This window comes from Colwellia sp. C1TZA3 (assembly GCF_007954265.1).
Lineage (GTDB): Bacteria > Pseudomonadota > Gammaproteobacteria > Enterobacterales > Alteromonadaceae > Cognaticolwellia.
This window is the reverse complement of the sequence record NZ_VOLS01000026.1, coordinates 25666-51871: the sequence shown is the minus strand read 5'-3', so window position 1 is coordinate 51871 and position 26206 is coordinate 25666. Positions and strand designations below refer to the sequence as shown.

Genomic DNA, 26206 nt, shown 5'->3' with positions numbered 1-26206 from the left:
AAGGGTGAAGGAGATGTCGCGTGAAAAGATGTAACCTAGGTTTGCTGTTGCTAGGGGGCTTGTTGTCTAGTTCAGTATGGGCAGATATGTCGCTGAACTTAACCAAAGGTGTTACTGAGGTGAGTAGAGACGTATATGATTTACATATGTTGGTGCTCTATATCTGTGTCGCTATTGGTGTTGTGGTATTTGGTGCCATGTTTTGGTCTATGGTGTTTCACCGTAAGTCAAAAGGTTTTAAACCAGCAACCTTCCATGAAAGCACAAAAGTTGAAATTCTTTGGACGGCGATTCCAGTCGTTATTTTAATTGCTATGGCTTTTCCTGCCACTATTACGCTCATTGATATGGAAAACAACGATGATGCGGATTTAACCATTCAAATAACGGGTTCTCAGTGGAAATGGCATTATAAATACTTTGATCAAGATCTTGAGTTTTATTCAGTGCTTTCTACTCCGCGTGAACAATACGAAAACCAAGATGGTACGTCAGCAGAAAAAGGTGAACACTACCTGTTAGAAGTTGATCGTCCTTTGGTCATTCCAACCAATAAAAAAGTACGTTTTGTTATTACTTCTGATGATGTTATCCATGCTTGGTGGGTACCAGCATTTGCGGTAAAACAAGATGCTAACCCAGGCTTTATTAACGAAGCTTGGACCAAGGTAGATGACCCCGGTATTTATCGCGGCCAATGTGCTGAGTTATGTGGTAAAGACCACGGTTTTATGCCGATAGTTGTTGAAGTTAAGTCTGAAGCTGATTATGCCATTTGGCTTGATGAGCAGAAGCAAATGCAGGCCAATGCAGCAGCCGCTGAAGCGGCGTCGTTAAATGCTTCGGCTTCAATGGACGAATTAATGCAACTGGGCGAAACAACTTATACTGCATACTGTGCAGCGTGTCATCAGGTTAGTGGACAAGGTTTACCACCTGCATTTCCAGCCCTTAAAGGGAGTGCTATTGCCACAACGGGTCCAGCTAGCGCACATATAGATATTGTTGTTAATGGTAAAGCAGGCACGGGCATGCAGGCTTATGGTAAGCAACTAAGCTTAAAAGAAATTGCGGCAGTTGTAACTTATGAGCGTAATGCTTGGGGTAACAATACTGGCGAAGCTGTTCAAGCTGCCGATGTCAAAGCGGTTAGTGGTGCAAGTACTTCAGATACTGCTGAACAAGCGGTTGAAGATGTTACAGAAGCCGCGGTGGCAACAGTGGCTAAAGTCATACCAAAAGAAGATTTATCAAAGGTTTATAGCCAAGATGAATTAATGACCCTAGGTGAAGATGTCTACATGACAGCTTGTGCTGCTTGTCATCAAGCCAGTGGTGAAGGTATGGCGCCTGTTTTTCCTGCACTTAAAGGTAGTGCGATTGCTACCGGTGATGTCGCAGTGCATATAGATATGGTGCTTAACGGTAGCAAAAAAAATCCAGCGATGGCGGCTTTTGCCAGCCAATTAACTAAAACGCAAATTGCTGCGGTTGTCACTTACGAGCGTAATGCTTGGGGTAATAACACCGGTGATTTAGTCCAGCCAGCAGATGTTGCTGCTAGCGCGAAGTAGGGAGGCGTTATAATGACTACAGATGTAATTAATGATCAATCCGAGCATGATCCACATGACGGTGAGCACCATGATCATAAAATGACTGGCATGAAGCGCTGGTTATACACCACAAACCATAAAGATATCGGTTCGATGTATTTATGGTTCTCATTTATCATGTTTTTAACTGGCGGTATGATGGCGCTGGTTATCCGCGCTGAGTTATTTCAGCCTGGATTACAAATACTTGAGCCTGATTTCTTTAACCAAATGACCACAGTGCACGGTCTTATTATGGTGTTTGGCGCGATAATGCCAGCCTTTACCGGTTTGGCGAACTGGATGTTACCTATGATGGTTGGTGCGCCAGATATGGCACTACCTAGGCTAAATAACTGGAGCTTTTGGATACTACCCTTTGCTTTCGCTATTTTATTGTCGTCTTTCTTTATGGAAAGTGGTGCACCAAACTTTGGTTGGACCTTCTACGCGCCATTATCAACCACCTATAGTAACGGCAGTACAGCCTTCTTTGTTTTTGCGGTACATATTATGGGGATCTCCTCCATTATGGGCGCAATTAACATTGTTGTAACCATTATGAATATGCGTGCGCCTGGTATGACTTATATGAAAATGCCATTGTTTGTATGGACATTTTTCATTACAGCTTACTTGTTGATAGCGGTGATGCCGGTACTCGCCGGTGTTGTCACTATGGTATTAACTGATACTTACTTTGGTACCAGTTTTTTTGATGCCGCCGGCGGTGGTGATCCGGTAATGTTCCAGCATATTTTCTGGTTCTTTGGTCATCCTGAAGTTTATATTATGATTCTGCCAGCGTTTGGTATTGTTTCTACAACAATTCCAGCGTTTTCACGCAAACCGTTATTTGGTTATAGTTCAATGGTTTACGCTACTGCGTCAATTGCATTTTTGTCGTTTATCGTTTGGGCTCATCACATGTTTACCACGGGGATGCCGCTCTTTGGCGAATTATTCTTTATGTATTGCACCATGTTAATTGCGGTGCCTACTGGAGTGAAAGTCTTTAACTGGGCCGCCACTATGTGGCGGGGTTCGCTCAGCTTTGAAACCCCGATGTTGTTCTCTATTGCTTTTGTGATTTTGTTTACTATTGGTGGTTTTTCTGGCTTGATGCTAGCAATGACACCGGTTGATTTTCAGTATCATGATACTTACTTTGTTGTGGCTCATTTTCACTATGTCTTGGTTACGGGGTCGTTATTTTCTATTTTTGCTGGCGCTTATTACTGGTTACCAAAATGGACGGGTCATATGTACAACGATACCTTAAGTAAGTGGCACTTTTGGTGTTCACTTATCTCGGTAAACTTATTGTTTTTCCCCATGCACTTTTTAGGTTTGGCGGGTATGCCTCGTCGTATTCCTGATTATGCTTTGCAATTTGCTGATTTTAATAAGTGGGTTAGTATTGGTGGTTTTGCCTTTGGTATTTCACAGTTAATTTTCTTGGCATTGGTGATCAAGTGTATTAGAGGTGGCGAGAAAGCGCCGATGAAACCTTGGGATGGAGCGGAAGGTTTGGAATGGACAGTGCCTAGCCCTGCGCCATATCACACGTTCACAACACCACCAAAAATTGATTAATTGGAGCTAAAATGACTAACGGTGAATCGCAAAACAAGTTATCAAAACAAGCACAGACGCATGATGCTTCAGTAAAAAAAACAGTAAAAAAACTGATGTTGATTGTTTTTGCTATGTTTGGTTTTGGTTTTGCGATGGTGCCGTTATACGACGTATTTTGTGATATCACCGGGTTAAACGGGAAAACATCTGATGTTGCGGCAAGTTATACTGCCAAAAGCATCGATACCGAGCGGACGATTACCGTACAATTTTTGACGCGAACTGCCAAAGGAATCCCTTGGCAGTTTGAGCCAATGGTTAATGAAGTAAAAGTACACCCAGGTGAACGCAAAACCGTTAAATTTTATGCTAAAAATGAGTCTGTAAGCGATATTGTTGGCCAAGCTGTGCCGTCAGTATCACCAGGGCGGGCGGCGGTTTATTTTCAAAAGATAGAATGCTTTTGTTTTAATAGCCAACCGTTAAAAGCCAGTGAGGATGTTGAAATGGGATTGCAGTTTTATGTTGATTTAGACATACCCGAAGACGTATCTACCATCACCCTATCTTACACCTTGTACGATATTACAAGTTCGGTTGATTCTTAAGTGCTTGGCACTTAAATGAGGGGAACAACAATGACAACAAAAGAATACGAAAGTTATTACGTACCAGCGCAAAGCAAATGGCCAATAGTAGGCGCTATTGCGTTGTTTTTGATTGCAGTAGGTGCGGCAAATTATGTCTCGAATTTAAATAATCCTGAAAATGCAGGCGGGGGCTGGGTATTACTTGCTGGTATCGCATTGATTATTTATATGATGTTTGGTTGGTTTAACAATGTGATTACCGAATCAATGTCAGGAAAATATAGTCACCAAATGGACAATTCATTCCGCCAAGGTATGAGCTGGTTTATTTTTTCAGAGGTGATGTTTTTTGCCGCTTTTTTTGGCGCTTTACTTTATGCCCGTACTTTTTCGGTACCCTGGCTTGATGGTGCTGGAAATAACGCGGCAACGGCGGTTATTTTATGGCCTGAATTTACCGCGACTTGGCCATTAATTAAAACGCCAGACGGTACTGAAACTACTGCTATGGGTTGGTATGGCTTACCATTAATTAACACTATTTTACTGTTAACTTCATCAATTACCGCTCATTTTGCTCATGTTTCTTTAGAGCAGAACAAACGTGGCTTATTGAAGTTTTGGTTAGGACTGACTGTTGTGTTGGGCGTGGTGTTTTTGTTTTGCCAAGGCTTAGAATACTCCCATGGTTATGCTGACGAAATGAAGCTTTATCTAGATAGTGGCATTTATGGCAATACCTTTTATTTGCTGACGGGCTTTCACGGTATGCATGTGACCTTAGGGACAATTATGCTGCTAGTGATGCTTATTCGAGTATTTAAGGGTCATTTTACGCCGAAAAACCATTTTGCCTTTCAAGCCGCGAGTTGGTATTGGCATTTCGTTGATGTAGTGTGGGTAATACTGTTTGTCTTTGTTTATATTATTTAACGCTATAGTGCTTGAATAAGTGCTTTAAGGTACGATATTTATGATGATAAATATCGTACCTTTTGCCCATTTAATACGGACTAGGGTTAGGTGTGATCACGCCGGTCAGTATACCCAGTAGTAGTAATAACACCAGTACAACCGAGGTCATTACCCGTCGACCAATAAATTTAGACATGGGTGGTTTATCAGGGTCATTTTTATTCATGATGAATAACGCCCGAAATAAGTTATAAACCATAAAGGCTAATAAGCCGACAACAATAAATTTAATTAACACAGCATTCTCTCTTTTATCATCTATTTTTAGTTAGTCAATATGCGGTAGTCTATGAATTCGGTATCACTTCAGCACAAATTAAAGCAACTTAATTGGCCGATGGTTATATTTACCATGCTAGTATTTTTGTCATTAATCAAGCTCGGATTTTGGCAAATTGACCGGGCGCTTGAAAAGGAACAGCGCCAACAGCGCATTAGTGAATTAAGTCAACGCCAAGCCTTATCACTAGCACAAGTATTAACCCTTAGCGGTTTACAAGATGGCATTAACGATTTACCTATTCAGTTAAAGGGCGATTTTGTTGGCGATAAAGTATTTCTGCTCGACAACCAACCAGACAAAGGCCGTTTGGGCTACCGGGTCTATCAAATTATTGAAAGTAATGATGCTGCCATATTGGTGAATTTGGGCTGGGTACAGGGCTCAATTGATCGAAATATATTACCTGATGTAATACCTGTTACTGGCCAACATACGATATCTGGTCATGTGCGAGAAGTCGAAGTAGGCATTCAATTGCAAGCACAAAATTTAACTAATCCGTCATGGCCATTAAGAGTACAACAAATTGAATTAGATAAGTTTTCACAATTAATTAGCAAGAAACTATTGCCCTTTGTGGTTTATTTAGATAAAAAAGAGACGATAGGTTATGTAAAAAATTGGCAGCCCATCGTAATGCCACCAGAAAAACATCGAGCCTATGCGTTTCAATGGTTTAGTTTAGCGTTAGCTTGGATAAGCTTGATGGTTTGGGCCGCGATAAAAACCAGTAACAAACATCCGTCTGAATAAGCATAAGTAACCTGGATAAGCACAAGAAAGCAGGTTAGACAAATACCAACACCAAATAATAAGAATAAAAGGCTGAGTTGTATGAGTTCTTCAGAGTTAAATAAATCGCGCCGCAGTATGATAATTCTCTTAGCAGTGTTTATCATTCCTATCGCGCTAGCAAAATTGGCGTTGAATCAGCAATGGTTTAATTATGGTGTTACCAATCAAGGGCAACTTATCGAGAATGAATTAACCTTGGCGCAACTTGGGCTAAGTGTTGACGACTTTGAGCATCAATGGCTAATGTTATACACCTTGCCAGTAAGTTGTGATGAGCAATGTGAAAATACCCTAGTCAGTGTCAACAATACCTATATTGCTCTCGGTAAAGAAATGCCGCGCGTTAAGCTGGTGGGTTTAACTCAACAAGATTTACGCGCAGAGCAAGCCGAAAAAATTCAACTTAAGCGCTGGCATATTCAAACCATGCCTGCTTTGGCAAAATCGGTGATAACGCAATCACAAGTGTTAATTGTTGACCCCCTAGGTAATGTCATTCTTAGCCATGTACCACCAAAAAGTGCCGAGCAACTACCACAATTTGGCAAAGCGATATTGGCTGACTTTAAGAAACTGTTAAAGTATTCAAGGATTGGCTAAATGAAAACACAAAGCTCTTCCGATCTCAGAAAACTTGTTTTTGTTAGTATTTTATTAGCCATTGTAGTGGTTAGTTTAGGTGCTTATGCACGACTAACCCATGCAGGACTTGGTTGTCCAGATTGGCCAGGTTGTTATGGTTTAGTTGAGGTGCCTAAAACCAGTGCCCAAATTATTGCTGCTGAGCAAGCATTTCCTGAGCGTCCTGTTGAACCAGAAAAAGCATGGAATGAAATGATCCATCGTTATTTCGCAGGCTCATTAGGGGTATTGATTCTGATTATTGCCTTAATCTCGCTGAAGCGTCGCGCGCAACGCGGTCCGTTGGGGCTGCCGATTTTAATTTTAATAGTGGTGACTTTTCAAGCGGCACTTGGCATGTGGACTGTGACCATGAAGTTAATGCCTGTGGTGGTGATGGGGCATTTACTGGGTGGCTTCACCACGCTGTGTTTATTGCTATTACTGTATTTGCGTTTGAGTGACTTTCGAGTGCCTGGCGGTGACATTGGCCTGAAAAAATATTTTAAATTTGCTGTGATTGGTATTTTTATTTTAGTCGGACAAATTGCTTTGGGTGGTTGGACATCGTCTAACTATGCCGCGCTTACTTGTGCTGAACTCCCTATTTGTCAAGCGGGTTGGGTAGAGCAGATGAACTTTGAGCATGCTTTTGATCTTATTCCGCCAGAGAAAGAAAGTTATGAATTTGGTCACCTTGATCATGCCTCACGCTTGACCATTCATGTCATGCATCGCTTAGGAGCTATAGTAACAACACTGTACTTATTTTGGTTAGCTATTAGTATTTACCGTAAGGCACAAGCGCCATTTTTTAAGAACGCCGCATTGAGTTTAGGTTTTATTCTCAGTGTGCAAGTGGGCTTGGGTATTAGTAATGTTTGGTTCTCACTACCGCTAAATGTTGCGGTTAGTCACAACGTAGTGGCCGCGATGTTAATGATGTCATTAATTACCATGACATATAGTTTAAAACGTAAAACTTAGGAGCATATTATGAGTCAAAGCAACACAATAGAAGCGAGTCATAGCGTACCTAGTACACCCATTTGGCGCGATTATTATGAAATCACCAAACCTCGGGTAGTGGCATTATTAGTATTAACCGCTTTAGTGGGTATGTGTTTATCGGTGCCGGGCGTTATTCCATGGCAAGTATTAGTGCCGTCGATGATAGGTATTGGCTTTTTGTCATCTGCTGCAGCAGCGATTAACCATATTGTTGATCAGCGCATCGACAGTGAAATGGGGCGTACTCATAATCGTCCGTTGCCTAATGGTAGGCTTACCGCGCGTAATGCTTCAACATTTGCCATGACGCTAGCGGTAACCGGCTTTGCTATTCTATATAGCTTAGTTAACCCCTTAACTGCTTGGTTAACTTTTTCAGGCTTAGTGGGTTACAGCTTTGTTTATACCATGTATTTAAAGCGTGCTACCCCGCAAAATATTACTATTGGCGGTTTAGCGGGTGCTATTCCACCTTTATTAGGTTGGACAGCAATGACCAATGAAATACACCCCAATGCATTATTGTTAGTGTTATTAATCTTTACTTGGACACCACCACATTTTTGGGCCTTGGCTATTCATCGAAAAGACGAGTATGCAAAAGTAAACATTCCGATGTTACCGGTCACACATGGCGTTAATTTTACCAAAACTCAAATTTTGTTATACACCGTTTTGCTCTTTATAGTGGGTTTGTTACCCTATTTAGTCGGTATGAGTAACTGGTTATATTTAATTGGCGCTGTGGTATTAAACTTAGTGTTTTTCGCTTACGCTTGGAAATTAAAATTTAATGCTGATGAAAATACTGCAATGGATACCTTCAAGTTTTCTATTGTGCATTTAATGGCGTTATTTATGATTCTTTTACTCGATCATTATCTATTACCGGTAACAGGTTAATGAATAAAATTGTTATTCTGATGGTAGCCTTGGGCGCATTAGCAGCAGGTGTGATGTTATTTGGTCAGCTAAATAAAAAAGATCCGGTTGAATTTGCTTTGCATTATCAACAAGCAAGGGAGATTAAAGCCTTTGAATTAACCGATCATCTTGGCGAAGTATTCAACAATGAGTCGTTAAAAGGTCATTGGAGTTGGGTGTTTTTTGGCTATACATCGTGCCCAGATGTTTGCCCAACAACCTTACAAGAAATGAACTTTATTTATGATGATTTAAAAGCGATCAGCAATACAAGCCAAGTGTTATTGGTTTCTGTTGACCCAAAACGTGACACCCAAGAAAAACTCGCCAGCTATATCGGTTATTTCAATCCAGAATTTAAGGCCTTGTATGGTCACCATGGTGTGTTGTTTCCATTTGCGCGTAATTTAGGCTTGATGTATGCGATAACTGAATCAGAGCCCAAGATTAATAGCGATGCGAAAGACAATCATGGCGCAACAGCAACCAGTTATTTAGTCGATCACAGTGCGTCATTAGTATTGATCAACCCTGCTGGCAAAGTAGAAGCTATTTTTAAACCTAAACAGGCACTTGGTGAAGTTCCGGTGATTGAGGGTGATAAACTGGTCAGTGACTTTGCCAAGATTGTTGCTTTGTATTGAGTTAACGCTAGAGTAAAGTCTTATACCAGTTCCATTAAGTTTGTGATCTTGTTGTGCGCAGGAAAAATAATTCAAGGTAAGGCGCTCGATTGAGCAATAGCTGGCTATTGAGAGCAACACAGCCTTGAGCTATTTTAATACCAATTTGATTAATTAAGTGATCACCTTTTTCATGAGGAAAAATGGATAAATACAAGGCATAAAATTTAGTCAGTAGTTATTCACCTTATAAATTTTATAACGCTGTAGTTATTCATTTTAACCATTAAAAATGAGCAGGTAATTAATCAACTTGGTATAACTAGTACAAGTGAGCAATAACTTAATGGGATTGGTCGTAGTAAAATGAATAACTCAGCACAGTTCTATGCGCATAAAATTAAATGTCTATTTGTCGGCATAAATGCCGACCTACAATGATTAATCACCAACAGTTATCTGGTTTTTTGTAGGTTGGACTTCAGTCCATCATCTGGATTTAGTGTTAGATATCACAGGCTAAATGTTTATTTGTCGGCATAAATGCCGACCTACAATGATTAATCACCAATAGTTATCTGGATTTTTGTAGGTTGGACTTCAGTCCATCATCTGGATTTAGTGTTAGATATCACAGGCTAAATGCTTATTTGACAGCATAAATGCCGACCTACAATGATTAATCACCAACAGTTATCTGGTTTTTTGTCGGTTGGACTTCAGTCCATCATCTGGATTTAGTACTCAATTTAACAGGTGAAATAATGCTTTGACGGCAGACACTCCTACCTAATAAATATTCTTTAATATCACTGGCTTAATTCCAATAGTGATAGCGGATAATGCTTACACTGAATAAGGCTACAGCGGATACCACTGACGGTTTTCTTTGAGAATAAACCAAGGCTTTGAAAACCAATAGTAGCGTCCAGGTTCACTAATACTTGGCGCGGTACAATTGCAACGCACACGTCCGGTTGGCAGCGGTGCACTGTAATTAATAGTAAACATTTCATCCCCTTGCCATTGAATTTTCTGACGCCCTAAACCAGAAATATAGCAATTTAATTGTTCAGGATTAAAATCATCTACCTCGACTTTAAAGCTTACTGATGTTGACTCACCCTGTTGAAAAATGGTTTGTTGATTTTCTGCCTCAACGCGAATGCTAAAAGGCAGAGCATTGAGCTTATCGCGTAAGCTGGGTAATTGATCGTAAGGCTGTGAGACTGGAAAGCGTGGAATAATTGTCGTATTAGTATCCAAGCCAACAGCGCCTGACTGTTGTGAGAAAGCGACAAAGTTATTGTCTTGTATCCACTGCTGAATTTCAGGGCTATATTCACCGTAGGGATAAGCGAAATAGCGCCAACTCTGCCCGGTTTTTTCTGCAATTATCTTTTCTGCACTTAGTAGTGATTGAGTATTTTTTGCTAACCACTGTGGCATCGTCATACCATCAGGTATTCGGACTAACGAGTCGTGCTCCATGCCATGATTAGCAATAATTACCCCATCGTCAGCCATCACTTTAAGTTGCTGCCACGATAGGTATTGCTTGGAATTTTGCGCAACAATACCGGGGTTAATAAATATGGTGAAGGGATAATCGTGTTTATCCATTATGGGTTTACCATGGGTTAAAATATCTAAATAAGCATCGTCAAAGGTAATGACCACCGACTTATTTGGCAACGCTGTTTGTGTTTTAATCGAATTCACTAAGGTAGATAAGGCAATCACCTCAAAATTGTTGTCTTCTAGGTATTGCATATGTAGTGCAAACTGCCCTGGAGAGATGCTGGTACTGGCCGGGGTAGTCTCGCTAACATGATGATATTGTAGAATGACAGTAGCGAAGCTGGTGATGTGGAGGCAATAGCATAATGCTGCCAAGAAATGATATTTCATGTTAATCTTCCTGAGATATTTATAGAGCGTTAAGCGCTTGGGTAAAATAGCTTTTTTTTTACTATTTATACAGTCCATTTGCCATAAAGGTTGGCTTTTTTTGAAATTCAATAATATAGAACGTCATAAGCAGTTATTTATTCTTGCTTTACCGATGATTTTGTCAAACATTACTGCGCCATTGTTAGGTTTAGTTGATACCGCTGTTATTGGCCACCTAGAGTACTCTTATTATTTAGGCGGTAGTGCGGTTGGCGCCATGATCATTACCGCAGTCACTTGGCTGTGTGGCTTTTTACGTATGTCGACCACCGGCCTATCAGCGCAGGCATTTGGCCAAAACAATAATAGCTTAAGCTGTTTGATATTGCTGCGCGGTATTATGGTTGCATTTGCTATTGGCTTGTTGGTTATTCTATTGCAGAATTTTTACCTCGATCTGGCGCTATCATTAGCAGGTGGCTCTGAACAAGTACAGTTTTATGCGCAAGAATATAGCGCGATTCGAATTTGGGGTTTACCAGCGGCATTAGCTAATTTAGTTATTTTGGGTTGGTTACTGGGTAATCACCAAGCCAAAGTAGTGATGTGGTTAATTATTGCCACTAACTTGATTAACTTAGGCCTAGATTTACTGTTTGTTATTGGCTTTGCTTGGCAAGTTAAAGGCGTGGCCATGGCGACGCTGATTGCCGAATACAGTGGCCTATTTATTGGCTTAGCCTTTGTATACAAAAACTTTAAACAAAAGTTTATTGGCTTATTTACTAGCGTCCAGCAAATGTTTGCTGCGGCTTTAGAACGAACAGCTTTGTTAAGCTATTTCAAACTGAATCGAGATATACTAATTCGCACTTTATGTTTAGAAATATGCTTTATTTTTATGACCTTTCAAGGTGCTAGATTAGGTGACGATGTTATTGCCGCCAATGCCATATTGATGAATTTTTTATTGTTAATCTCGTTTGGCTTAGACGGTATTGCCAATGCAGCAGAAGTGATGGTAGGTAAAGCTAAAGGAGAAAAAAATCAAAAAATCATGTTTGTCAGTGTCAATATTGCACTGTTTTGGACTGGCATATTTGCGCTCGCTTACAGTTTATTGTTTTACCTAGCCGGTGATTTTTTCATTGTCAGCATCTCGGATATATCGGCTGTGGTCGATTATGCCCAGCGCTATCTATTTTGGATTGTTGCTTTACCGTTACTGGCTTGTTGGTGTTACTTATATGATGGTGTATATGTTGGTTTGATGCAGGCGCATATTATGAGAAACAGCATGATAATCGCTACTTTTGGCTGTTTTTTTCCAGTATGGTGGCTATTAAAGGATTATGGTAATCATGGCTTGTGGGCGGCATTTTCAATATTTATGTTAGCACGCGGCGTGACGTTAGCTTGGCATTATCAGCGAAATAAGCATACTTTTTAGCGATTTTTATCGCTTGTGCTTTACAGTTTAATGTTGTTCAGACTAGAATTTTTCAGGTTAGCACTTTTCAGGTTAGCACTTTTCAGGTTAGCACTTTTAAGGTGTAGTGCGATTAATTATCTGAGACAAACGATTGGCAAATAATCCGACATAACCATAAATAGCAAGCAGACAACCGCAAGCTAAAATAACTATGCCAAGCATTTGCCAAAGATAGTGCTGATAGTAACCAAGAAATATAAAACAGACGCCGATAATAAAAAGACCAAGTCCACTGAGAAAACGCTGCATGCTGCGTTGTGGATCTTGGCCTAGTTTTTCTAATAATGACATTTAAAGGTTACTGACAGCAACAGGTTATTAGTAGTATGAATGTTCGCCACGTTCATGCTCTGTCATATCTTTTACGCCTTTAATTTCATCACCCATCATGTCAATTAATTGCTTCTCAATGCCGTCTTTAACGGTGACATCGATTTGGGCACAACCGTTACAGCCACCGCCAAATTGTAAGACCGCATAACCGTCTTCGGTGATTTCCATTAGCGTACATTCGCCGCCATGGCCAGCCAGTTGAGGATTAACCTCAGCTTTTAAGAAGTAATCAACACGCTCAAATAATGGCGCGTCATCGGCAACTTTACGTAACTTAGCATTTGGCGCTTTTAAGGTTAATTGCGAGCCCATTTGGTCAGAGGTAAAGTCTATTTCTGCTTCCTCTAAATAGGTTTTACTGTCGGCGTCTATGTAGGCTGAAAAGTTTTCAAACTTTAGTTCAATGTCGTCAGCTTCTATAGCGTCAGCCGGACAGTACGATACACCACATTCTGCGCTTGCTGTACCCGGGTTTACCACAAATACACGGATACTAGTACCTTCAGCTTGCCCAGAAAGTAGTTTTACAAAGTGTTCTTGTGCAGTTTCTGAAATGTTAACCATCATACTATTTACTCTCCCTACTGGGCTTGAACTTTTCAATACCCGACTATTTCACTCAAGTATAACAATTTTACTCTTCTCTGTCATTTGGTGCTAGTCCTAGATAGAATAATTTATATAGCCAGCAGATGAAAAGTTAAAAATAAAATAGATAAATAGGTAATTATCACAAGATAACTAGTTCATATGGCATTATTTTGTTATTTTATCTAGCTATTTAACCAGGAGATCTCGTATGTTGTTATCGTTGTATCGAATTGTAATATTTTGTTTATTAAGTGTTTCGTTTACCGTTTTTAGTGCAAATGTAAGTACATACTTGCCAAAGGGTGCAGTTTATAGCGAAAAAGTGCCAACGCCAGAGTCGGCTTTGGGCTTTGGTATTGGTGAACGCCATCCACGCCATGATCAAGTTGTAAACTATCTACAGCAAGTCGCGGCATCGTCATCTCGACTGCAAATTGAAGAAATGGGTCGAACTACACAGTTTCGCTCGCAAGTATTATTAACTATTTCTAGCCCTGAAAACTTAAATAACCTTGAACAAATTTTAGCACGGCGCTCAGACATAGCCGCTTCTGCTAAAGACCCTGTTGTTGTGTGGTTGGGTTATAGTGTCCACGGTGATGAAATTAGTGGTACTAATGCCGCTATGGTAGTGGCTTATCATTTAGCCGCATCACAAGATAAAGCCGTAGCCGATATGCTCAACGATACTATTATTGTGATAGAGCCAAGCATCAACCCAGACGGCATGGATAGATTTGTTAACTGGGTAACTACCCATCGTGGTGTAACTGAAAACCCAGATCCAAACCATATCGAACATCATCAACCTTGGCACACCGGTCGCACCAATCATTTTGGTTTTGATTTAAACCGCGATTGGTTGCTATTGTCGCAAAAAGAAAGTCAAAATCGTCTACCCTATTTTCATCAATACCAACCTAATGTCTTAGGTGACTTTCATGAAATGGGCGCCAATAGCAGCTATTTTTTTCAGCCAGGAATTCCAACGCGAACGCATCCTCTAACACCGGCAAAAAATACCGAGTTAACACAGTTACTCGCGACATATCACGCCAAAGCACTCGATGCTAAAGACCGTTTATACTACAGTGAAGAAAGCTTTGATGATTTTTATTATGGTAAAGGTTCAACTTACCCTGATATCAACGGTGGTATTGGTATCTTGTTTGAACAAGCCAGCAGCCGAGGTTTACAGCAAGCTACCGTTAATGGCTTACTGACCTTTGAATACGGCATACAAAACCATGTGTTAACCTCATTATCAACCATTGAAGGTGCGTGGAAAAACCAAGCCAAATTTAAAGCTTATCGTAAAAACTTTTATCAATCGGCGCAAAAACAAGCCAGTGATGAAAACTTTAATGGTTATATTTTTACTGAAACCAAAGACCATTATCGCCTACAAACTTTTTTAAATAAGTTGCAGCAACATCAAATTAAGGTCTATCCCCTTAAACAAGATTATAAAATTAATGACCTAAATTATCTTGCTGAGTATAGCTACTATATTCCATTAGAACAGCCTCAATATCGGGTGATTCAAGCGCTATTTAATCAACAACAAAGTTTTCAAGATAATACCTTTTATGATGTCTCAGGTTGGACATTACCGCTTGCCATGAACATAAAATTTGCGCCTATTGGACGCACTTGGGGCTTAAAAACTGAAGAGAAACCATGGCAACCTAGTGTTTTGAAATTGGCTGAAGTAAGCAACTCTGCTTACGCTTATGTGTTTGAATGGCATGATTTTTTAGCGCCTAAACTGTTAAATAAAATCACTAATGCTAATATTAAGGCAAAAGTAGCAACCAAGACGTTTTCTGCGACAGTTAATGGCGAGGTTAAAACCTTTAATCAAGGCACTATTATTATACCAGCGGGCACTCAGCAAGTGGAAAATTGGCGTAGTATCCTCACTGACTTTGCTGCGAAAAGCCAGATAGCGCTTAACGCTTTAGAGACTGGCTTAACCACAAAGGGCATTGATATTGGCAGTAGTTCATTTCGGCCCGTTTCAGCGCCAAAAGTACTATTGGTGGGTGGAAAGGGTGTATCTCAATACGAAGCAGGTGAAATGCTTTACTACCTTGATAGCTTGCTGGAAATTCCGGTCACTGTGGTTGAAATGCAGCGTTTAGCTAATGTTAATTTAGCTGATTATAGCCATATTATGATGGTTGATGGCCGATATGCTGCGGTAGATAGTAAGCTACAGAGTAAACTTACTTCATGGTTAACTAATGGTGGTGTGCTATTTGGTCAAAAACGCGCTGCACGTTGGTTCTCAGAGATAGAATTATTAAAAATTGATTTTGTTAGTAAAGCGCATATCGACCAGTTGTTTGATACGGTTAAATTAACTTACGGTGATAAAGAGCAACTTGCGGGGCGAAAACGCATCGCTGGCGCTATTTTTCAAGCGGAATTAGATACTAGTCATCCGCTAGCATACGGTTATCAAAACAGTAAGTTACCAGTATTTCGAAATAGCACGGTCATTATGGAGCAAACATCACAGCCATTTATCAGTGTAGCAAAATACAGTAAGGTGCCTTTGCTTAGTGGCTATACCGATAAAAATTTAGTGAATCGTTTAGCAAATAACCCAACACTGGTGGCCCACAATGTTGGTAAAGGTCGAATTATCGCCAGTACAGATAATCTAGCTTTTCGTGGCTATTTTTTAGGCAGTATGAAAATTATTGCGAACAGTCTTTTTTTTGCTAAAGCCTTTAGTGCCAATTTAGCAGAATAAAGTGCTAGCTAGGTATCGCTAAACATAAACTCAGGAGTGTAATACTTTGCACTCCGCTTTTTTTTAGCAACTTACAAATTTCATTGGCTGTTGTGCCGGTAGTAACCACATCATCAATCAAAATAATATGCTCAGGTAACCTTGCCTTCGGCTTGATGTTTAAGCTAAAAGCCTGTTTTAAATTTTTTCTGCGCTCAATACCAGACTTACCGACCTGACTTTCAGTTAATTTTTTTCTAATAACCAGGTCCGCTTGATAAAAATAACCAAAACCTTGAGCAAACTTGCGCGCAATCAAGTCTGCTTGGTTAAATCCGCGTTCCTGCCATTTTTTCAAATGTAATGGCACCGCTAGGATCAGCGTGTTATCGGGTGTTAAATTTGCGTGTTCAAGGCTAAGATACTGCTGCCAGTGATGAATAAGTAGATAGGTTAACAGCTCAGCTAATTCGGTTTTATGTTGATACTTCAACTGACTAATCCAAGTATTAAAGGGCCATACATAAGGCGCAATGGCTAATAGGTGATCAAAATGCTTGATGGGGATCAGTTTTGTAACAGCTGGCCATAATAATAAATCATAAGGTAGATGCTGATGATTAAAATAAGGTAAATCTGCTTGGCAATACTGACAAAGCAGTGGGTGATGTTGGCAAGCGTTACCGCATAGCGAGCAGCAGCTTATTTGCAGCCTTATTTTTTGCATTTCTTGGCGTAATGTTTGCTGTAAAGTTAACCCTATTTCCCTATTGCGCTTACTGCTAAATTCCATTTTTAGCCTCCTTTGGTTAAACTGTGCGCCTACTGGATATTGAGCAGACGAAGCATGACACTAAGTATGACAAAAGCATGGCAGAAAGATTGAAAATTGCGAGCCAAGGTCAAGGTATTCCCTTGGTGTTTATTCATGGTTGGGGACTTAACTCAGCTGTTTGGCAACCATGTTTAGCGCAGCTCCAGGCCGACTTTGAAGTGATCACCGTTGACCTGCCCGGCTTTGCGACTAACAAATCAGTACAGCTGGCTCAATATTCATTAGTTGAGATAGCAGACGCCATAGTACAAGTGGTGGCTAAACCCGCGGTTTATATTGGTTGGTCTTTAGGGGGATTAGTGGCCAGTCAAATTGCTATTAAGCACCCAGCGCAAGTGTTGGGACTAGTTACTGTGGCGAGTTCACCACAATTTGTAGCACAAGATAATTGGCCGGGTATTAAAGCCAATGTTTTGGCGTTATTTCATCAACAACTTGCCCAAGACACAACAAAAACTATTAGTAATTTTTTGAAAATTCAAGCTCTGGGTAGCCCACATATTCGCCAAGACATTAAAAAAATTCGTGAGCTAGTTATGCAGTATGAGCAGCCTACGCGAGAAGTGCTAGACGACTCATTAAGTTTATTAGAAAGCTCAGATTTGTCTGCGCAGCTACAAAATATTCATCAGCCATTTTTGCGCCTTTACGGCAAACTTGATGGCTTAGTACCTAAACAAGTTATTGCGCTGATTGGTGAACTTGCACCTAAGAGTCAACATTATATATTTGAACAAGCTTCACATGCGCCATTTATATCTCATCAGGCTGAGTTTTTAGCGATATTGAAAAGCTGGTTAACTGAACATTTTAGCTAACGAGTAACGGTTTACTTTTTAACACTTTTGGTTGATAATTAACCAGGAAAATGAATAGTAAGTTGAACAGTAAATTTAACGGATAAGTGCAGAGTAAGTGTCAATGACCATTTAGGAGTATTCCGTGGAAATTCAATCCGCCTTTAATGTTGGTGTACAAAGCCTTCAAAAAGCTAATGAAGATGTTTATAAAGCGGCTGAAAATATAGCGACTAGCGCCGGCCTAGCGGCTGAGTCTTATGGCGTCGCTCAAGCAAGTAACGGCCCTGTTGCTAATGTTAATGAAATCACTAAACAAAAGGGTGATAATCCAGTAAATCTAACCCAGTCACTCGTCGATTTACGTGTGGCAGAATTTCAAGCGAAAGCGTCTGTTGAGGTGATCCAATCAGCGGATGAAAACTTAGGTTCGTTATTGGACGTTACCGTCTAGCTTTTATGAATATCACGCCACAAAACACTCATCTACCCATACAAACTTCGGTAAACCTGCAGACTGATAGCTTACGCCGTGAAAATCAGCAAAGAGAAGTCATCACAAAACCTGAGCCGTCGAGTCAATCAGGCGCCGAAAAAGGTCCGGCCTCTGATAAAGAGCGTGGTCGCACTCCGGCACAAAACAATCAGCAAGTAGACTTCACCAGCTTACGTAAACAAGCTGAACTCGCTAACGATGTTATTGGCAATAGTTCGCACAATAGTTCAGGTAATAGCTCAGGCAATGGCTCAGGGCAAGACTCAGCAAAGCACCCAGAACAAGAGGCTAATAAGCAAAATAGCGATGGCTCTGGAGAATCAAAGCCAAGCCAAGCAAGCTCAAGTCATGGCCAACAATCGAGTGCGGAAGAGTTAGCAGATATACAAATTATTCGCAACTTGGAAAATCGCGATAAAGCCGTGCGTAGCCATGAAAGCGCTCATGCTGCTGTTGGGGGCTCATTGACTGGCGCGCCGTCTTATTCATACGAGATTGGACCCAATGGTAAAAAATATGCTGTTGGTGGTGAAGTCTCTGTTGATTTAACGCCGATTGCAGGTGACCCGACAAAAACCATTGTTAAAATGAATCAAGTGCAAGCTGCGGCTTTAGCACCGGCTAATCCATCAGCACAAGATGTTCGCGTTGCAGCTTCCGCGGCTAGTATAATTTTAGAGGCTCAGGCAGAGTTAATTAATATTGGCGCTAACAATGTCGAGGCTAAGCCGCCGTTAGGTCATTTATATCGTGATAAAGAGCTACTGCAAAGTGACGAGAGCCTTGAAAATAATGATAGTAGCAAAGCTTTTGATCGTCAAATTGCCCAAACTTTATCAGCGCAAGAAGTGGTTGTGCCAAGTCGGCCGCTAGCGGTTGACGAAAGAGCGGGCCGTATTGCACAATTTTATTCTACTATTAATCAAGCTTATGAAAAATCAGCAAGCTATCAGTTTGAGCTAACTGCCTAGTGATCGCTGGTCCTGTTATAAGATTTTAATAACAAAAAAGCCTGCAATCTTGCAGGCTTTTTACGTTTGGTGATGACACCAATACTTAATTTATCACTTAAATACCGTAATCTTCACGATATTTTCTGATGCTAGCCAAGCTATCAGTCATGTCTGGTTTTTCTTCCAAGTAGCTGATCAAGTTGGCTAACGTGACAATAGAAATCACTTTAGTATTAAAATCTCGTTCAACTTCTTGAATGGCAGAAAGCTCTGCTTGGCCTTTTTCTTGTCGGTCTAACGCAATCAGTACACCGGATAATTCAGCACCGTGAGCCTGAATAATTTGCATCGACTCACGAATGGCAGTACCTGCGGTGATCACATCATCAACTAACATCACTTTACCTTCAAGGGGGGAGCCTACTAAGCTGCCACCTTCACCGTGCGTTTTAGCTTCTTTGCGATTAAAGCAATAAGGCATATCAATATTGTAACTGTCAGCAAGTGCAACTGCTGTGGTGGTTGCAATAGGAATACCTTTGTAAGCAGGGCCAAACAACAAGTTGTAGTCAATGTTAGCGTCTTGCAATGCGGCGGCGTAAAAACGCCCTAAACGGGCTAAATCACCACCAGTATTGAATAAACCGGCATTAAAAAAATAAGGACTAATGCGGCCTGACTTTAAGGTGAACTCGCCAAAACGTAACACTTGTTTAGCTAAGGCAAATTCAATAAATTCGCGTTGATAATCTTTCATAATCAGCTCCTGTCTGGCTTAATTTAAAGCGGTTTTTTGAATATCAAACAGTTCGTTAATACTGTTTTTAGCCAGTGCTAGCATTTGTTGCATTTCGTCAAAACTAAACGGTTCTTCTTCTGCTGTGCCTTGCACTTCAATCAACTTGCCGGTTTCGGTCATAACAACGTTCATGTCAGTATCAGCGGCTGAATCTTCAACATATTCTAAATCAGAAATCGCTTCACCTTTATAGATACCAACAGAAACCGCGGCAATCATGTGCTTAAGGGGATTGTTATTGATAATACCTTTAGCGCGCATATGGTTTAATGCATCAACTAAGGCAACACAAGCACCGGTAATTGAAGCGGTACGCGTGCCGCCATCAGCTTGAATAACATCACAATCAATCGTAATGGTGTTTTCACCTAGCGCGGCTAAATCAACCGCAGCACGTAATGAACGCGCGATTAAACGAGAAATTTCTAAGGTACGACCACTTTGTTTGCCATTGGCAGCTTCGCGACGCATACGCGTGTGAGTAGAGCGAGGTAACATGCCATATTCAGCATTGATCCAACCTTTGCCTTGGCCTTTCATAAAACGTGGTACGCCAGTTTCAACTGTAGCGGTACATATAACTTTGGTATCACCAAACTCAATAAGCACTGAGCCTTCTGCATGAGCGGTAAATTGACGAGTAATGGTTACAGGACGAATTTGCCCTAAAGTTCTGCCGCTTGGACGCATGTTGCATTTCCTATCATAGTATAATTGCTGCGCATTATAATCGTTCGGATAGCAATTTGACATAATGACGTTACAAGTATTTTGAAATATAGTTAATTAATATAAGGTCACTATATTGTGGGTTTGTTGTTAGTTGCCATTGAATATTATTGATGTAGAGAGAATTTATGAAATTTCAGCTGTTTATTGTTTTATTGTTAGCAAGTGTATTGTTATCAAGTTTACTGTTCACCAGCCCAGCAAGTGCGCAAGTTTCTGCACACCAGTTAACCATTGCCACCGCAAACAACTTGCCGTTATACAGTAAAGTTTATGACGACAAGCGCGATCCGTTTAAAGATGCGCAAGCAGCCATTGTTATCGCGCAAGCAAGTAACCGGAATGTGTTAATTGAAATTGGCGGCAATTGGTGTACTTGGTGCCATAAAATGGATGCTTTTTTAGCAAAAAATCCGAAAGTTTACCAAGCGCTGCATGATAATTATGTTCTACTTAAAATAAGCGTGAGTGACAGCAATGAAAATGAAGCTTTTATGAAGTCGTTGCCACCCGTGCAAGGTTACCCGCACATGTACGTTTCAACCAATACCGGTCAAATGTTGTTGTCCAAAGACACCGCAGAATTACTTGACGATTTGCAGTACTCGGCACCGTACTGGCTAACTTTTCTAGCAAAATGGCAGGTAAAAAATAATAAGGAAAATTTAAGTGACTCAAGTGCAAAAGGTTAAAGCCACGGTTCGAAAGCAAACAACGAGCAAAGCCATGTCGCAAGTGAATTCATTTTTTGATGAAAACTTTCGCATACCTAAATGGTTACAAAAGAAAGTTTCCAGGCGCAGTGCACTAAAGTCTGCAGCGGGCGCCACTATGGTTGCCGCCATACCATTACGTGCTTGGTCAGCACTGGCCGGTGAGCAATTTTCCAGCGTCCTGAAGACCGACCCATGGCTAACCCTTGAAGCGGTACTTGCACATTTATTACCTGAGTCACCAACCGGCCCGAGTGCAAAAGAAATTCAAGCAACGCAGTATTTATATAATGTGGTGTTTCAACAACCGACCGATAACGATGAAATTGAATTTATTTATAAAGGTGTTGGCTGGCTAAATGGCTACAGCAATAGTGAATTACAGAACAACTTTGTGCTATTAAACTTTGATGAAAAAGAAAAAATATTACAGGCCATTAGTCAATCACGCGCGGGTGAAAATTGGCTAAGTAATTTAGTCAGTTATATTTTCGAGGCTATGCTTACGCCGCCAAGTTATGGCGGCAACCCTAATGGCATAGGTTGGCAGTGGTTAGACCATCAAGCCGGTTTTCCCTTACCTCAAGCCGGGCAGCGTTATTACGAATTACCCGGTAAACAAGCTATTGTGCTGAGCAACAAAGCGCCGCTTGCTAATAAAACAAGTACGCAAGTTGTCAGCCATCAGCAATATCTTGGCAAGCAAATAGGAACTCGAAAAGCATGATATATGATATTTGTATAGTGGGTAGTGGCGCAGGCGCTTCACCGGTGGCTTATACCTTAGCCAACGCAGGCGCTAAAGTGTTAGTACTAGAGAAAGGTGCTTGGTTAACAGAAAAAGAGTTTTATAAAGACGAACTGGCGATTAGCTTACGTGATGCTTACAACCCTAAGCTTGAAGACGAACAGCACGTTATTGAAGAAGAATATGAAAACGCAGCCGGTGAAAGTTTTTGGCAAGGCGAGCCCACCAGTGAATCGGGTTGGAGCTTTTGGAATGGCACCGTAGTTGGCGGCTCATCAAATTTTATGAGTGGCTACTTTCATCGTTTAAAGCCAGTCGATTTTCGTTTGAAAACTGAATTTGGCAGGATTAAAGGTGCAAACGTCGTTGACTGGCCGATCAGTTATGATGAGCTAGAACCTTATTACGCCATGGTTGAAAAGGTGGTTGGGGTATCAGGCCGAGCCACCGAGCATCCACATCAGGAACCTCGCTCAACTGACTTTCCGTATCCACCGTTGGCTGAACATGCCATTTCATCGTGGATAGACGAAAGTGCAGAAAAAATAGGTTATCACACAGTGCCAGTGCCTAGAGCGATATTATCTCAACCGGCCATGGGCAGAAATAGCTGTGAATATTCAGGTTATTGTAGCAGTTATGGTTGTTCGTCAGGCGCAAAAGGCGGTGGCCGAGCAGCATTGTTGAACCACGCAGTTGCTACGGGTAATTGCACCATAACACCACATGCAAAAGTGTATAACATTGCTACCGATAGCCAAGGCGAAATATCTGGCGTGCACTATTACGACCAAGCAGGGCGCAAAAAAACTGTTCAGGCTAAATATTATGTCGTGGCGTGCCAAGCCATTGAAACATCACGTTTATTATTGGCTTCCAAAGGAGAGAAATTTCCTAACGGTTTAGCCAACAACACCGGCCAAGTAGGCAAAAATTTAGTCTTTAGTGCCGGTGGCACGGGTCGTGGTGATTTCTTTTATAAAGATTTAACCAACGAGAAAAAAACGCAACTTACCCAAGTAGGGCCTTTTATTAATCGTGCTTTACAAGACTGGTATCAAATTGATGATAAAGCCTTTACCGGCATTAATCGCGACGGTAAAGCCAAAGGCGGCACGATAGACTTCTTATTCTATCAAAACCCTATTTCGCGCGCACAAGGCACACAATGGCAATATGATGAAAGCCAAAATAGTGAAACACTACTTTGGGGTGAAGCACTGAAACAAAGCATGAAAACCGAATTCACCAGCTATAAAACGCTACGTTTTGAAGTGTTTAATGACTGGCTGCCAACCGATAATTGTTTCGTTGCCTTAGATGATGAAGTAACCGATAAGTGGGGCGACCCTGTGGCGAAAGTACGTATTGGCGCGCATAACCACGACTTAGATGTAGGTGAGTATCTCGCTGAAAAAGCCGAGAAGTTACTGGTAGAAATGGGCGCGAGCAATGTTTCATCATCGGTGAGTAGTTCACCACCCACCAACTTAATGGCGGGGGGTTGTCGTTTTGGTAATAACCCTAAAACCTCAGTGCTGAATAAACATTGCCAAACGCATGAGGTCGAAAATTTATTTGTTACCGATGCCTCATTTATGCCAACAGGAGGTAGTGTGCCTTACACCTTTACCATTTATGCCAACTCGTTTCGCGTTGCAGACCATATTAAAGCGCGCTGGCAGCAAGCAAAGGCTTAATATTTAAGTGGAGCGGGTGTATTGCAGCATGATCTCTCTAACTACACTTTATTAATGTAGATACCCAGTAGTAGCTAGGGCATAATTCACCACAATGTTAATTTAAAAAATTTAGGAAACTCAATGATCCATAGTATGACAGCGTTCGCACGCCATGAAATAAAGGGCGAATGGGGCAATGCCGTGTGGGAAATTCGTTCTGTTAATCAACGTTTCCTCGAAACCTACTTTCGTTTACCCGAACAATTTAGAAGCATAGAGCCAGTATTGCGTGAACGATTTCGCAAGCAATTGAATCGCGGAAAAGTAGAATGTAATTTACGTTTTAATGCTAACCCGGCCGCAAAAAATAAAGTGACATTAAATGCAGAGCTAGCCGCCGAATTAATGACCCATGCCAATACTATTGCCAGCTTAGCGAATAACGCGACGGTAAATCCGATTGAAATTATGCGCTGGCCTGGTGTGATGGAAGCTGAAGAAGCTGACATGAGTACAGTTCAAGCAGAAATATTAGCCGGTTTTGACCAAGCATTAAAAGACTTTATTGTTGCTCGTACCGATGAGGGTGAAAACCTTAAGATGCTGCTTGAGCAACGCTTAGAGGGCATTATTGAGCAAGCCGATATGGTAAAAGGCCATATGCCAGAAATTATTCAATGGCAACGTAAACGCATTACCGACAAGTTTGCCGACGCTAACATTGAACTGGAATCATCACGTGTTGAGCAAGAGTTGGTATTACTAGCACAAAAAATGGATGTTGACGAAGAAATTGACCGCCTATTTAGTCACGTAAAAGAAACTCGCAGCATATTGAAAAAAGGTGGCGCACAAGGCCGCCGCTTAGACTTTATGATGCAAGAATTTAATCGTGAAGCAAACACCTTAGGTTCAAAATCTATTAATGCCGATATCACCAACTCAGCGGTGGAGCTAAAAGTGTTAATTGAACAAATGCGTGAGCAGATCCAAAATATAGAATAGTATATTAACGCTTAACTATTTGAATTTTAGTTTTAAAGCCTCGATTGTCGAGGTTTTTTTGTTGCTGTATTCTGATTTTAAAAAATGAAACTTTACAAAATTGAAGTAGAAATTTGGATAAATAATTTTTCATTATCATCTTGATCTTATAAACACGACGTTACTATATGTCGATATAATCAATCTTTATCGACACATGGCCTTTACGTGTTGATCCTATCAACATATACTATTTTCATGTCGAAACAGTAAGGATGTATAAACATGTCATGGCAAGCTGAAGTTCCGTTTAACAATATGCCATTGTTACCACCGGCCAGAGATAATGTTGAATCTATTAATATTCTCAAAGCGTGTATTCCTGCTCGTGCTGCACTTGCAGAGTTAAAACAAGCTGGCGAGCTATTGCCAAACCAAAGCTTATTAATAAACTTACTGCCATTGTTAGAAGCTAAAGACAGCTCTGAAATAGAAAATATCTTCACCACAACAGATAAGCTCTTTCAGTTCTCACAAGAAGATAATTTAGCTGACCCTGCTACCAAAGAAGCGTTAAGCTATAGAACAGCGCTTTATGAAGGCTATATAAACCTAAAAAAACGCCCGCTTTGCACCAATACGGCGGTTGAAATATGTTGCACTTTAAAAGCTGCAGCTATGGATATTCGCAAAGTACCTGGCACCGTAATAAGTAATCAAAATACCCAGGAAATTGTTTATACCCCGCCAATCGGTGAAACCGCTATACGTGACTTATTAACTAATTGGGAAAAATTTCTTCATGCAGAAGATGATATAGACCCCTTAGTTAAAATGGCCGTTAGCCACTATCAATTTGAAGCCATTCATCCGTTTCTTGACGGTAATGGCAGAACGGGGCGAATAATCAATATTCTTTACTTATTAGAGCAAGAGTTGCTAACCCTGCCTATTTTGTACTTAAGTCGATATATCGTGCAGCATAAAGCTGACTATTACCGCCTACTCACAAGTGTTACATCAGATGCTAATTGGGAAGAATGGATTATTTTTATTCTTAATGGCGTAACAGAAATGGCACGTTGGACAACAAAAAAAATAGCCGCTATTCGCACATTAATTGAAGATACCAGTAAGTATATTCAAGATAAACTGCCCAAAATATACAGTTATGAATTGGTACAGGTTATTTTTGAGCAGCCTTATTGTCGTATAAATAACTTAGTTGAACGCGACATTGCAAAACGACAAACTGCCTCAGTGTATTTAAAGCAGCTAGCGGAAATAGGGGTATTAGAAGAAATGCAGCTTGGTAAAGAAAAGCTCTTTTTTCATCCTAAATTAATGCGCTTAATGTCTCAAGACGATGATAACTTTCAGCCTTACGTTTAAAAGTTAGATAACAAATTTAATAAAGAGATACTTA

27 protein-coding genes are annotated in these 26206 nt (G+C 40.7%); 19 read left to right on the top strand and 8 right to left on the bottom strand.

Translation table 11 applies throughout. The annotated features are described in order from the left end of the window. Positions 1 to 20 precede the first annotated feature (20 nt). The 4 genes from coxB to ESZ39_RS09485 are packed head-to-tail and all read left to right on the top strand — an operon-like array spanning position 21 to position 4696. Positions 21 to 1574: a cytochrome c oxidase subunit II gene (gene coxB, locus ESZ39_RS09500; RefSeq protein ID WP_411266871.1), complete on the top strand. Its 1554-nt coding sequence runs from the start codon at positions 21 to 23 to the stop codon at positions 1572 to 1574. A gap of 12 nt (positions 1575 to 1586) precedes the next feature. Next, positions 1587 to 3191 carry a cytochrome c oxidase subunit I gene (ctaD, locus tag ESZ39_RS09495; protein ID WP_146879676.1) on the top strand — a complete coding sequence of 535 codons (1605 nt, stop codon included), beginning with the start codon at positions 1587 to 1589 and terminating at the stop codon, positions 3189 to 3191. Positions 3192 to 3202: 11 nt separating this feature from the next. Continuing rightward, a complete protein-coding gene (locus ESZ39_RS09490) occupies positions 3203 to 3781 on the top strand; it encodes a cytochrome c oxidase assembly protein (RefSeq protein ID WP_146879675.1) in 579 nt (192 codons plus the stop codon). Positions 3782 to 3811: 30 nt separating this feature from the next. Continuing rightward, positions 3812 to 4696 (top strand): cytochrome c oxidase subunit 3, encoded by an 885-nt coding sequence (locus tag ESZ39_RS09485; RefSeq protein WP_146879674.1) that lies wholly within the window; start codon positions 3812 to 3814, stop codon positions 4694 to 4696. A gap of 70 nt (positions 4697 to 4766) precedes the next feature. On the opposite strand, the gene ESZ39_RS09480 is transcribed toward ESZ39_RS09485, so the two are convergent. Further along, positions 4767 to 4976 (bottom strand): DUF2909 domain-containing protein, encoded by a 210-nt coding sequence (locus ESZ39_RS09480; RefSeq protein ID WP_146879673.1) that lies wholly within the window; start codon positions 4974 to 4976, stop codon positions 4767 to 4769. A 51-nt stretch (positions 4977 to 5027) separates the two neighbouring features. Here ESZ39_RS09480 and ESZ39_RS09475 point away from each other — a divergent pair, with 51 nt between their 5' ends. The 5 genes from ESZ39_RS09475 to ESZ39_RS09455 all read left to right on the top strand — a co-directional run bounded on the left by ESZ39_RS09475 (position 5028) and on the right by ESZ39_RS09455 (position 9016). Further along, complete coding sequence (locus ESZ39_RS09475; RefSeq protein ID WP_146879672.1) at positions 5028 to 5774, top strand: SURF1 family protein; 747 nt, start codon at positions 5028 to 5030, stop codon at positions 5772 to 5774. 81 nt (positions 5775 to 5855) lie between these two features. Beyond that, positions 5856 to 6416, top strand: a complete 561-nt coding sequence (locus ESZ39_RS09470; RefSeq protein ID WP_146879671.1) for a hypothetical protein — start codon at positions 5856 to 5858, stop codon at positions 6414 to 6416. Beyond that, a complete protein-coding gene (locus ESZ39_RS09465) occupies positions 6417 to 7424 on the top strand; it encodes a COX15/CtaA family protein (protein WP_146879670.1) in 1008 nt (335 codons plus the stop codon). Between the two features lie 9 nt (positions 7425 to 7433). Beyond that, positions 7434 to 8351 (top strand): heme o synthase, encoded by a 918-nt coding sequence (gene cyoE / locus ESZ39_RS09460; protein ID WP_146879669.1) that lies wholly within the window; start codon positions 7434 to 7436, stop codon positions 8349 to 8351. Beyond that, entirely contained in the window at positions 8351 to 9016 is a 666-nt protein-coding gene (locus ESZ39_RS09455; protein WP_146879668.1) for an SCO family protein, read from the top strand. Before cyoE ends, ESZ39_RS09455 begins: the two co-directional genes overlap by 1 nt. An 840-nt stretch (positions 9017 to 9856) precedes the next feature. On the opposite strand, the gene ESZ39_RS09450 is transcribed toward ESZ39_RS09455, so the two are convergent. Next, a complete protein-coding gene (locus ESZ39_RS09450) occupies positions 9857 to 10906 on the bottom strand; it encodes a polysaccharide deacetylase family protein (protein ID WP_146879667.1) in 1050 nt (349 codons plus the stop codon). A gap of 100 nt (positions 10907 to 11006) precedes the next feature. On the opposite strand from ESZ39_RS09450, the gene ESZ39_RS09445 reads away from it, so the two are divergent. Next, complete coding sequence (locus ESZ39_RS09445; RefSeq protein WP_223270322.1) at positions 11007 to 12338, top strand: MATE family efflux transporter; 1332 nt, start codon at positions 11007 to 11009, stop codon at positions 12336 to 12338. Positions 12339 to 12358: 20 nt separating this feature from the next. On the opposite strand, the gene ESZ39_RS18360 is transcribed toward ESZ39_RS09445, so the two are convergent. From ESZ39_RS18360 to nfuA, 3 genes are read right to left on the bottom strand one after another with little or no spacing between them, the layout of a single operon-like run. Further along, positions 12359 to 12409 (bottom strand): hypothetical protein, encoded by a 51-nt coding sequence (locus tag ESZ39_RS18360; RefSeq protein ID WP_411266872.1) that lies wholly within the window; start codon positions 12407 to 12409, stop codon positions 12359 to 12361. 25 nt (positions 12410 to 12434) lie between these two features. Further along, positions 12435 to 12671, bottom strand: a complete 237-nt coding sequence (locus ESZ39_RS09435) for a hypothetical protein (RefSeq protein ID WP_146879666.1) — start codon at positions 12669 to 12671, stop codon at positions 12435 to 12437. 27 nt (positions 12672 to 12698) lie between these two features. Then, positions 12699 to 13277 carry a Fe-S biogenesis protein NfuA gene (gene nfuA, locus ESZ39_RS09430; protein WP_146879683.1) on the bottom strand — a complete coding sequence of 193 codons (579 nt, stop codon included), beginning with the start codon at positions 13275 to 13277 and terminating at the stop codon, positions 12699 to 12701. Between the two features lie 319 nt (positions 13278 to 13596). On the opposite strand from nfuA, the gene ESZ39_RS09425 reads away from it, so the two are divergent. Further along, positions 13597 to 16065, top strand: coding sequence for a M14 family zinc carboxypeptidase (locus tag ESZ39_RS09425; RefSeq protein WP_223270321.1), 2469 nt, complete (start codon positions 13597 to 13599; stop codon positions 16063 to 16065). A 4-nt stretch (positions 16066 to 16069) separates the two neighbouring features. Here ESZ39_RS09425 and ESZ39_RS09420 read toward each other — a convergent pair whose 3' ends face one another. Then, the gene (locus ESZ39_RS09420) at positions 16070 to 16837 is read right to left on the bottom strand and encodes a ComF family protein (RefSeq protein WP_146879664.1); all 768 of its coding nucleotides are present in this window, start codon (positions 16835 to 16837) and stop codon (positions 16070 to 16072) included. 23 nt (positions 16838 to 16860) lie between these two features. On the opposite strand from ESZ39_RS09420, the gene bioH reads away from it, so the two are divergent. The 3 genes from bioH (at position 16861) to ESZ39_RS09405 (ending at position 19143) form a co-directional block, all read left to right on the top strand. Further along, positions 16861 to 17697 carry a pimeloyl-ACP methyl ester esterase BioH gene (gene bioH, locus ESZ39_RS09415; RefSeq protein ID WP_223270320.1) on the top strand — a complete coding sequence of 279 codons (837 nt, stop codon included), beginning with the start codon at positions 16861 to 16863 and terminating at the stop codon, positions 17695 to 17697. Between the two features lie 124 nt (positions 17698 to 17821). Further along, positions 17822 to 18130, top strand: a complete 309-nt coding sequence (locus ESZ39_RS09410) for a hypothetical protein (protein WP_146879663.1) — start codon at positions 17822 to 17824, stop codon at positions 18128 to 18130. Between the two features lie 5 nt (positions 18131 to 18135). Continuing rightward, positions 18136 to 19143 (top strand): putative metalloprotease CJM1_0395 family protein, encoded by a 1008-nt coding sequence (locus tag ESZ39_RS09405; RefSeq protein ID WP_146879662.1) that lies wholly within the window; start codon positions 18136 to 18138, stop codon positions 19141 to 19143. Between the two features lie 97 nt (positions 19144 to 19240). Here ESZ39_RS09405 and pyrE read toward each other — a convergent pair whose 3' ends face one another. Together pyrE and rph are read right to left on the bottom strand one after the other, a co-directional pair. Then, entirely contained in the window at positions 19241 to 19882 is a 642-nt protein-coding gene (gene pyrE, locus ESZ39_RS09400; RefSeq protein ID WP_146879661.1) for an orotate phosphoribosyltransferase, read from the bottom strand. 18 nt (positions 19883 to 19900) lie between these two features. Further along, complete coding sequence (rph, locus tag ESZ39_RS09395) at positions 19901 to 20614, bottom strand: ribonuclease PH (RefSeq protein ID WP_146879660.1); 714 nt, start codon at positions 20612 to 20614, stop codon at positions 19901 to 19903. A gap of 167 nt (positions 20615 to 20781) precedes the next feature. Here rph and ESZ39_RS09390 point away from each other — a divergent pair, with 167 nt between their 5' ends. The 5 genes from ESZ39_RS09390 to fic all read left to right on the top strand — a co-directional run bounded on the left by ESZ39_RS09390 (position 20782) and on the right by fic (position 26172). Further along, complete coding sequence (locus ESZ39_RS09390) at positions 20782 to 21345, top strand: thioredoxin family protein (protein ID WP_146879659.1); 564 nt, start codon at positions 20782 to 20784, stop codon at positions 21343 to 21345. Continuing rightward, a complete protein-coding gene (locus ESZ39_RS09385; RefSeq protein ID WP_146879658.1) occupies positions 21323 to 22093 on the top strand; it encodes a gluconate 2-dehydrogenase subunit 3 family protein in 771 nt (256 codons plus the stop codon). Before ESZ39_RS09390 ends, ESZ39_RS09385 begins: the two co-directional genes overlap by 23 nt. Next, entirely contained in the window at positions 22090 to 23814 is a 1725-nt protein-coding gene (locus ESZ39_RS09380; RefSeq protein WP_146879657.1) for a GMC family oxidoreductase, read from the top strand. Before ESZ39_RS09385 ends, ESZ39_RS09380 begins: the two co-directional genes overlap by 4 nt. Before the next feature lie 123 nt (positions 23815 to 23937). Then, a complete protein-coding gene (locus ESZ39_RS09375) occupies positions 23938 to 24801 on the top strand; it encodes a YicC/YloC family endoribonuclease (RefSeq protein WP_146879656.1) in 864 nt (287 codons plus the stop codon). A 264-nt stretch (positions 24802 to 25065) separates the two neighbouring features. Then, complete coding sequence (gene fic, locus ESZ39_RS09370; protein ID WP_146879655.1) at positions 25066 to 26172, top strand: protein adenylyltransferase Fic; 1107 nt, start codon at positions 25066 to 25068, stop codon at positions 26170 to 26172. Positions 26173 to 26206: the final 34 nt, after the last annotated feature.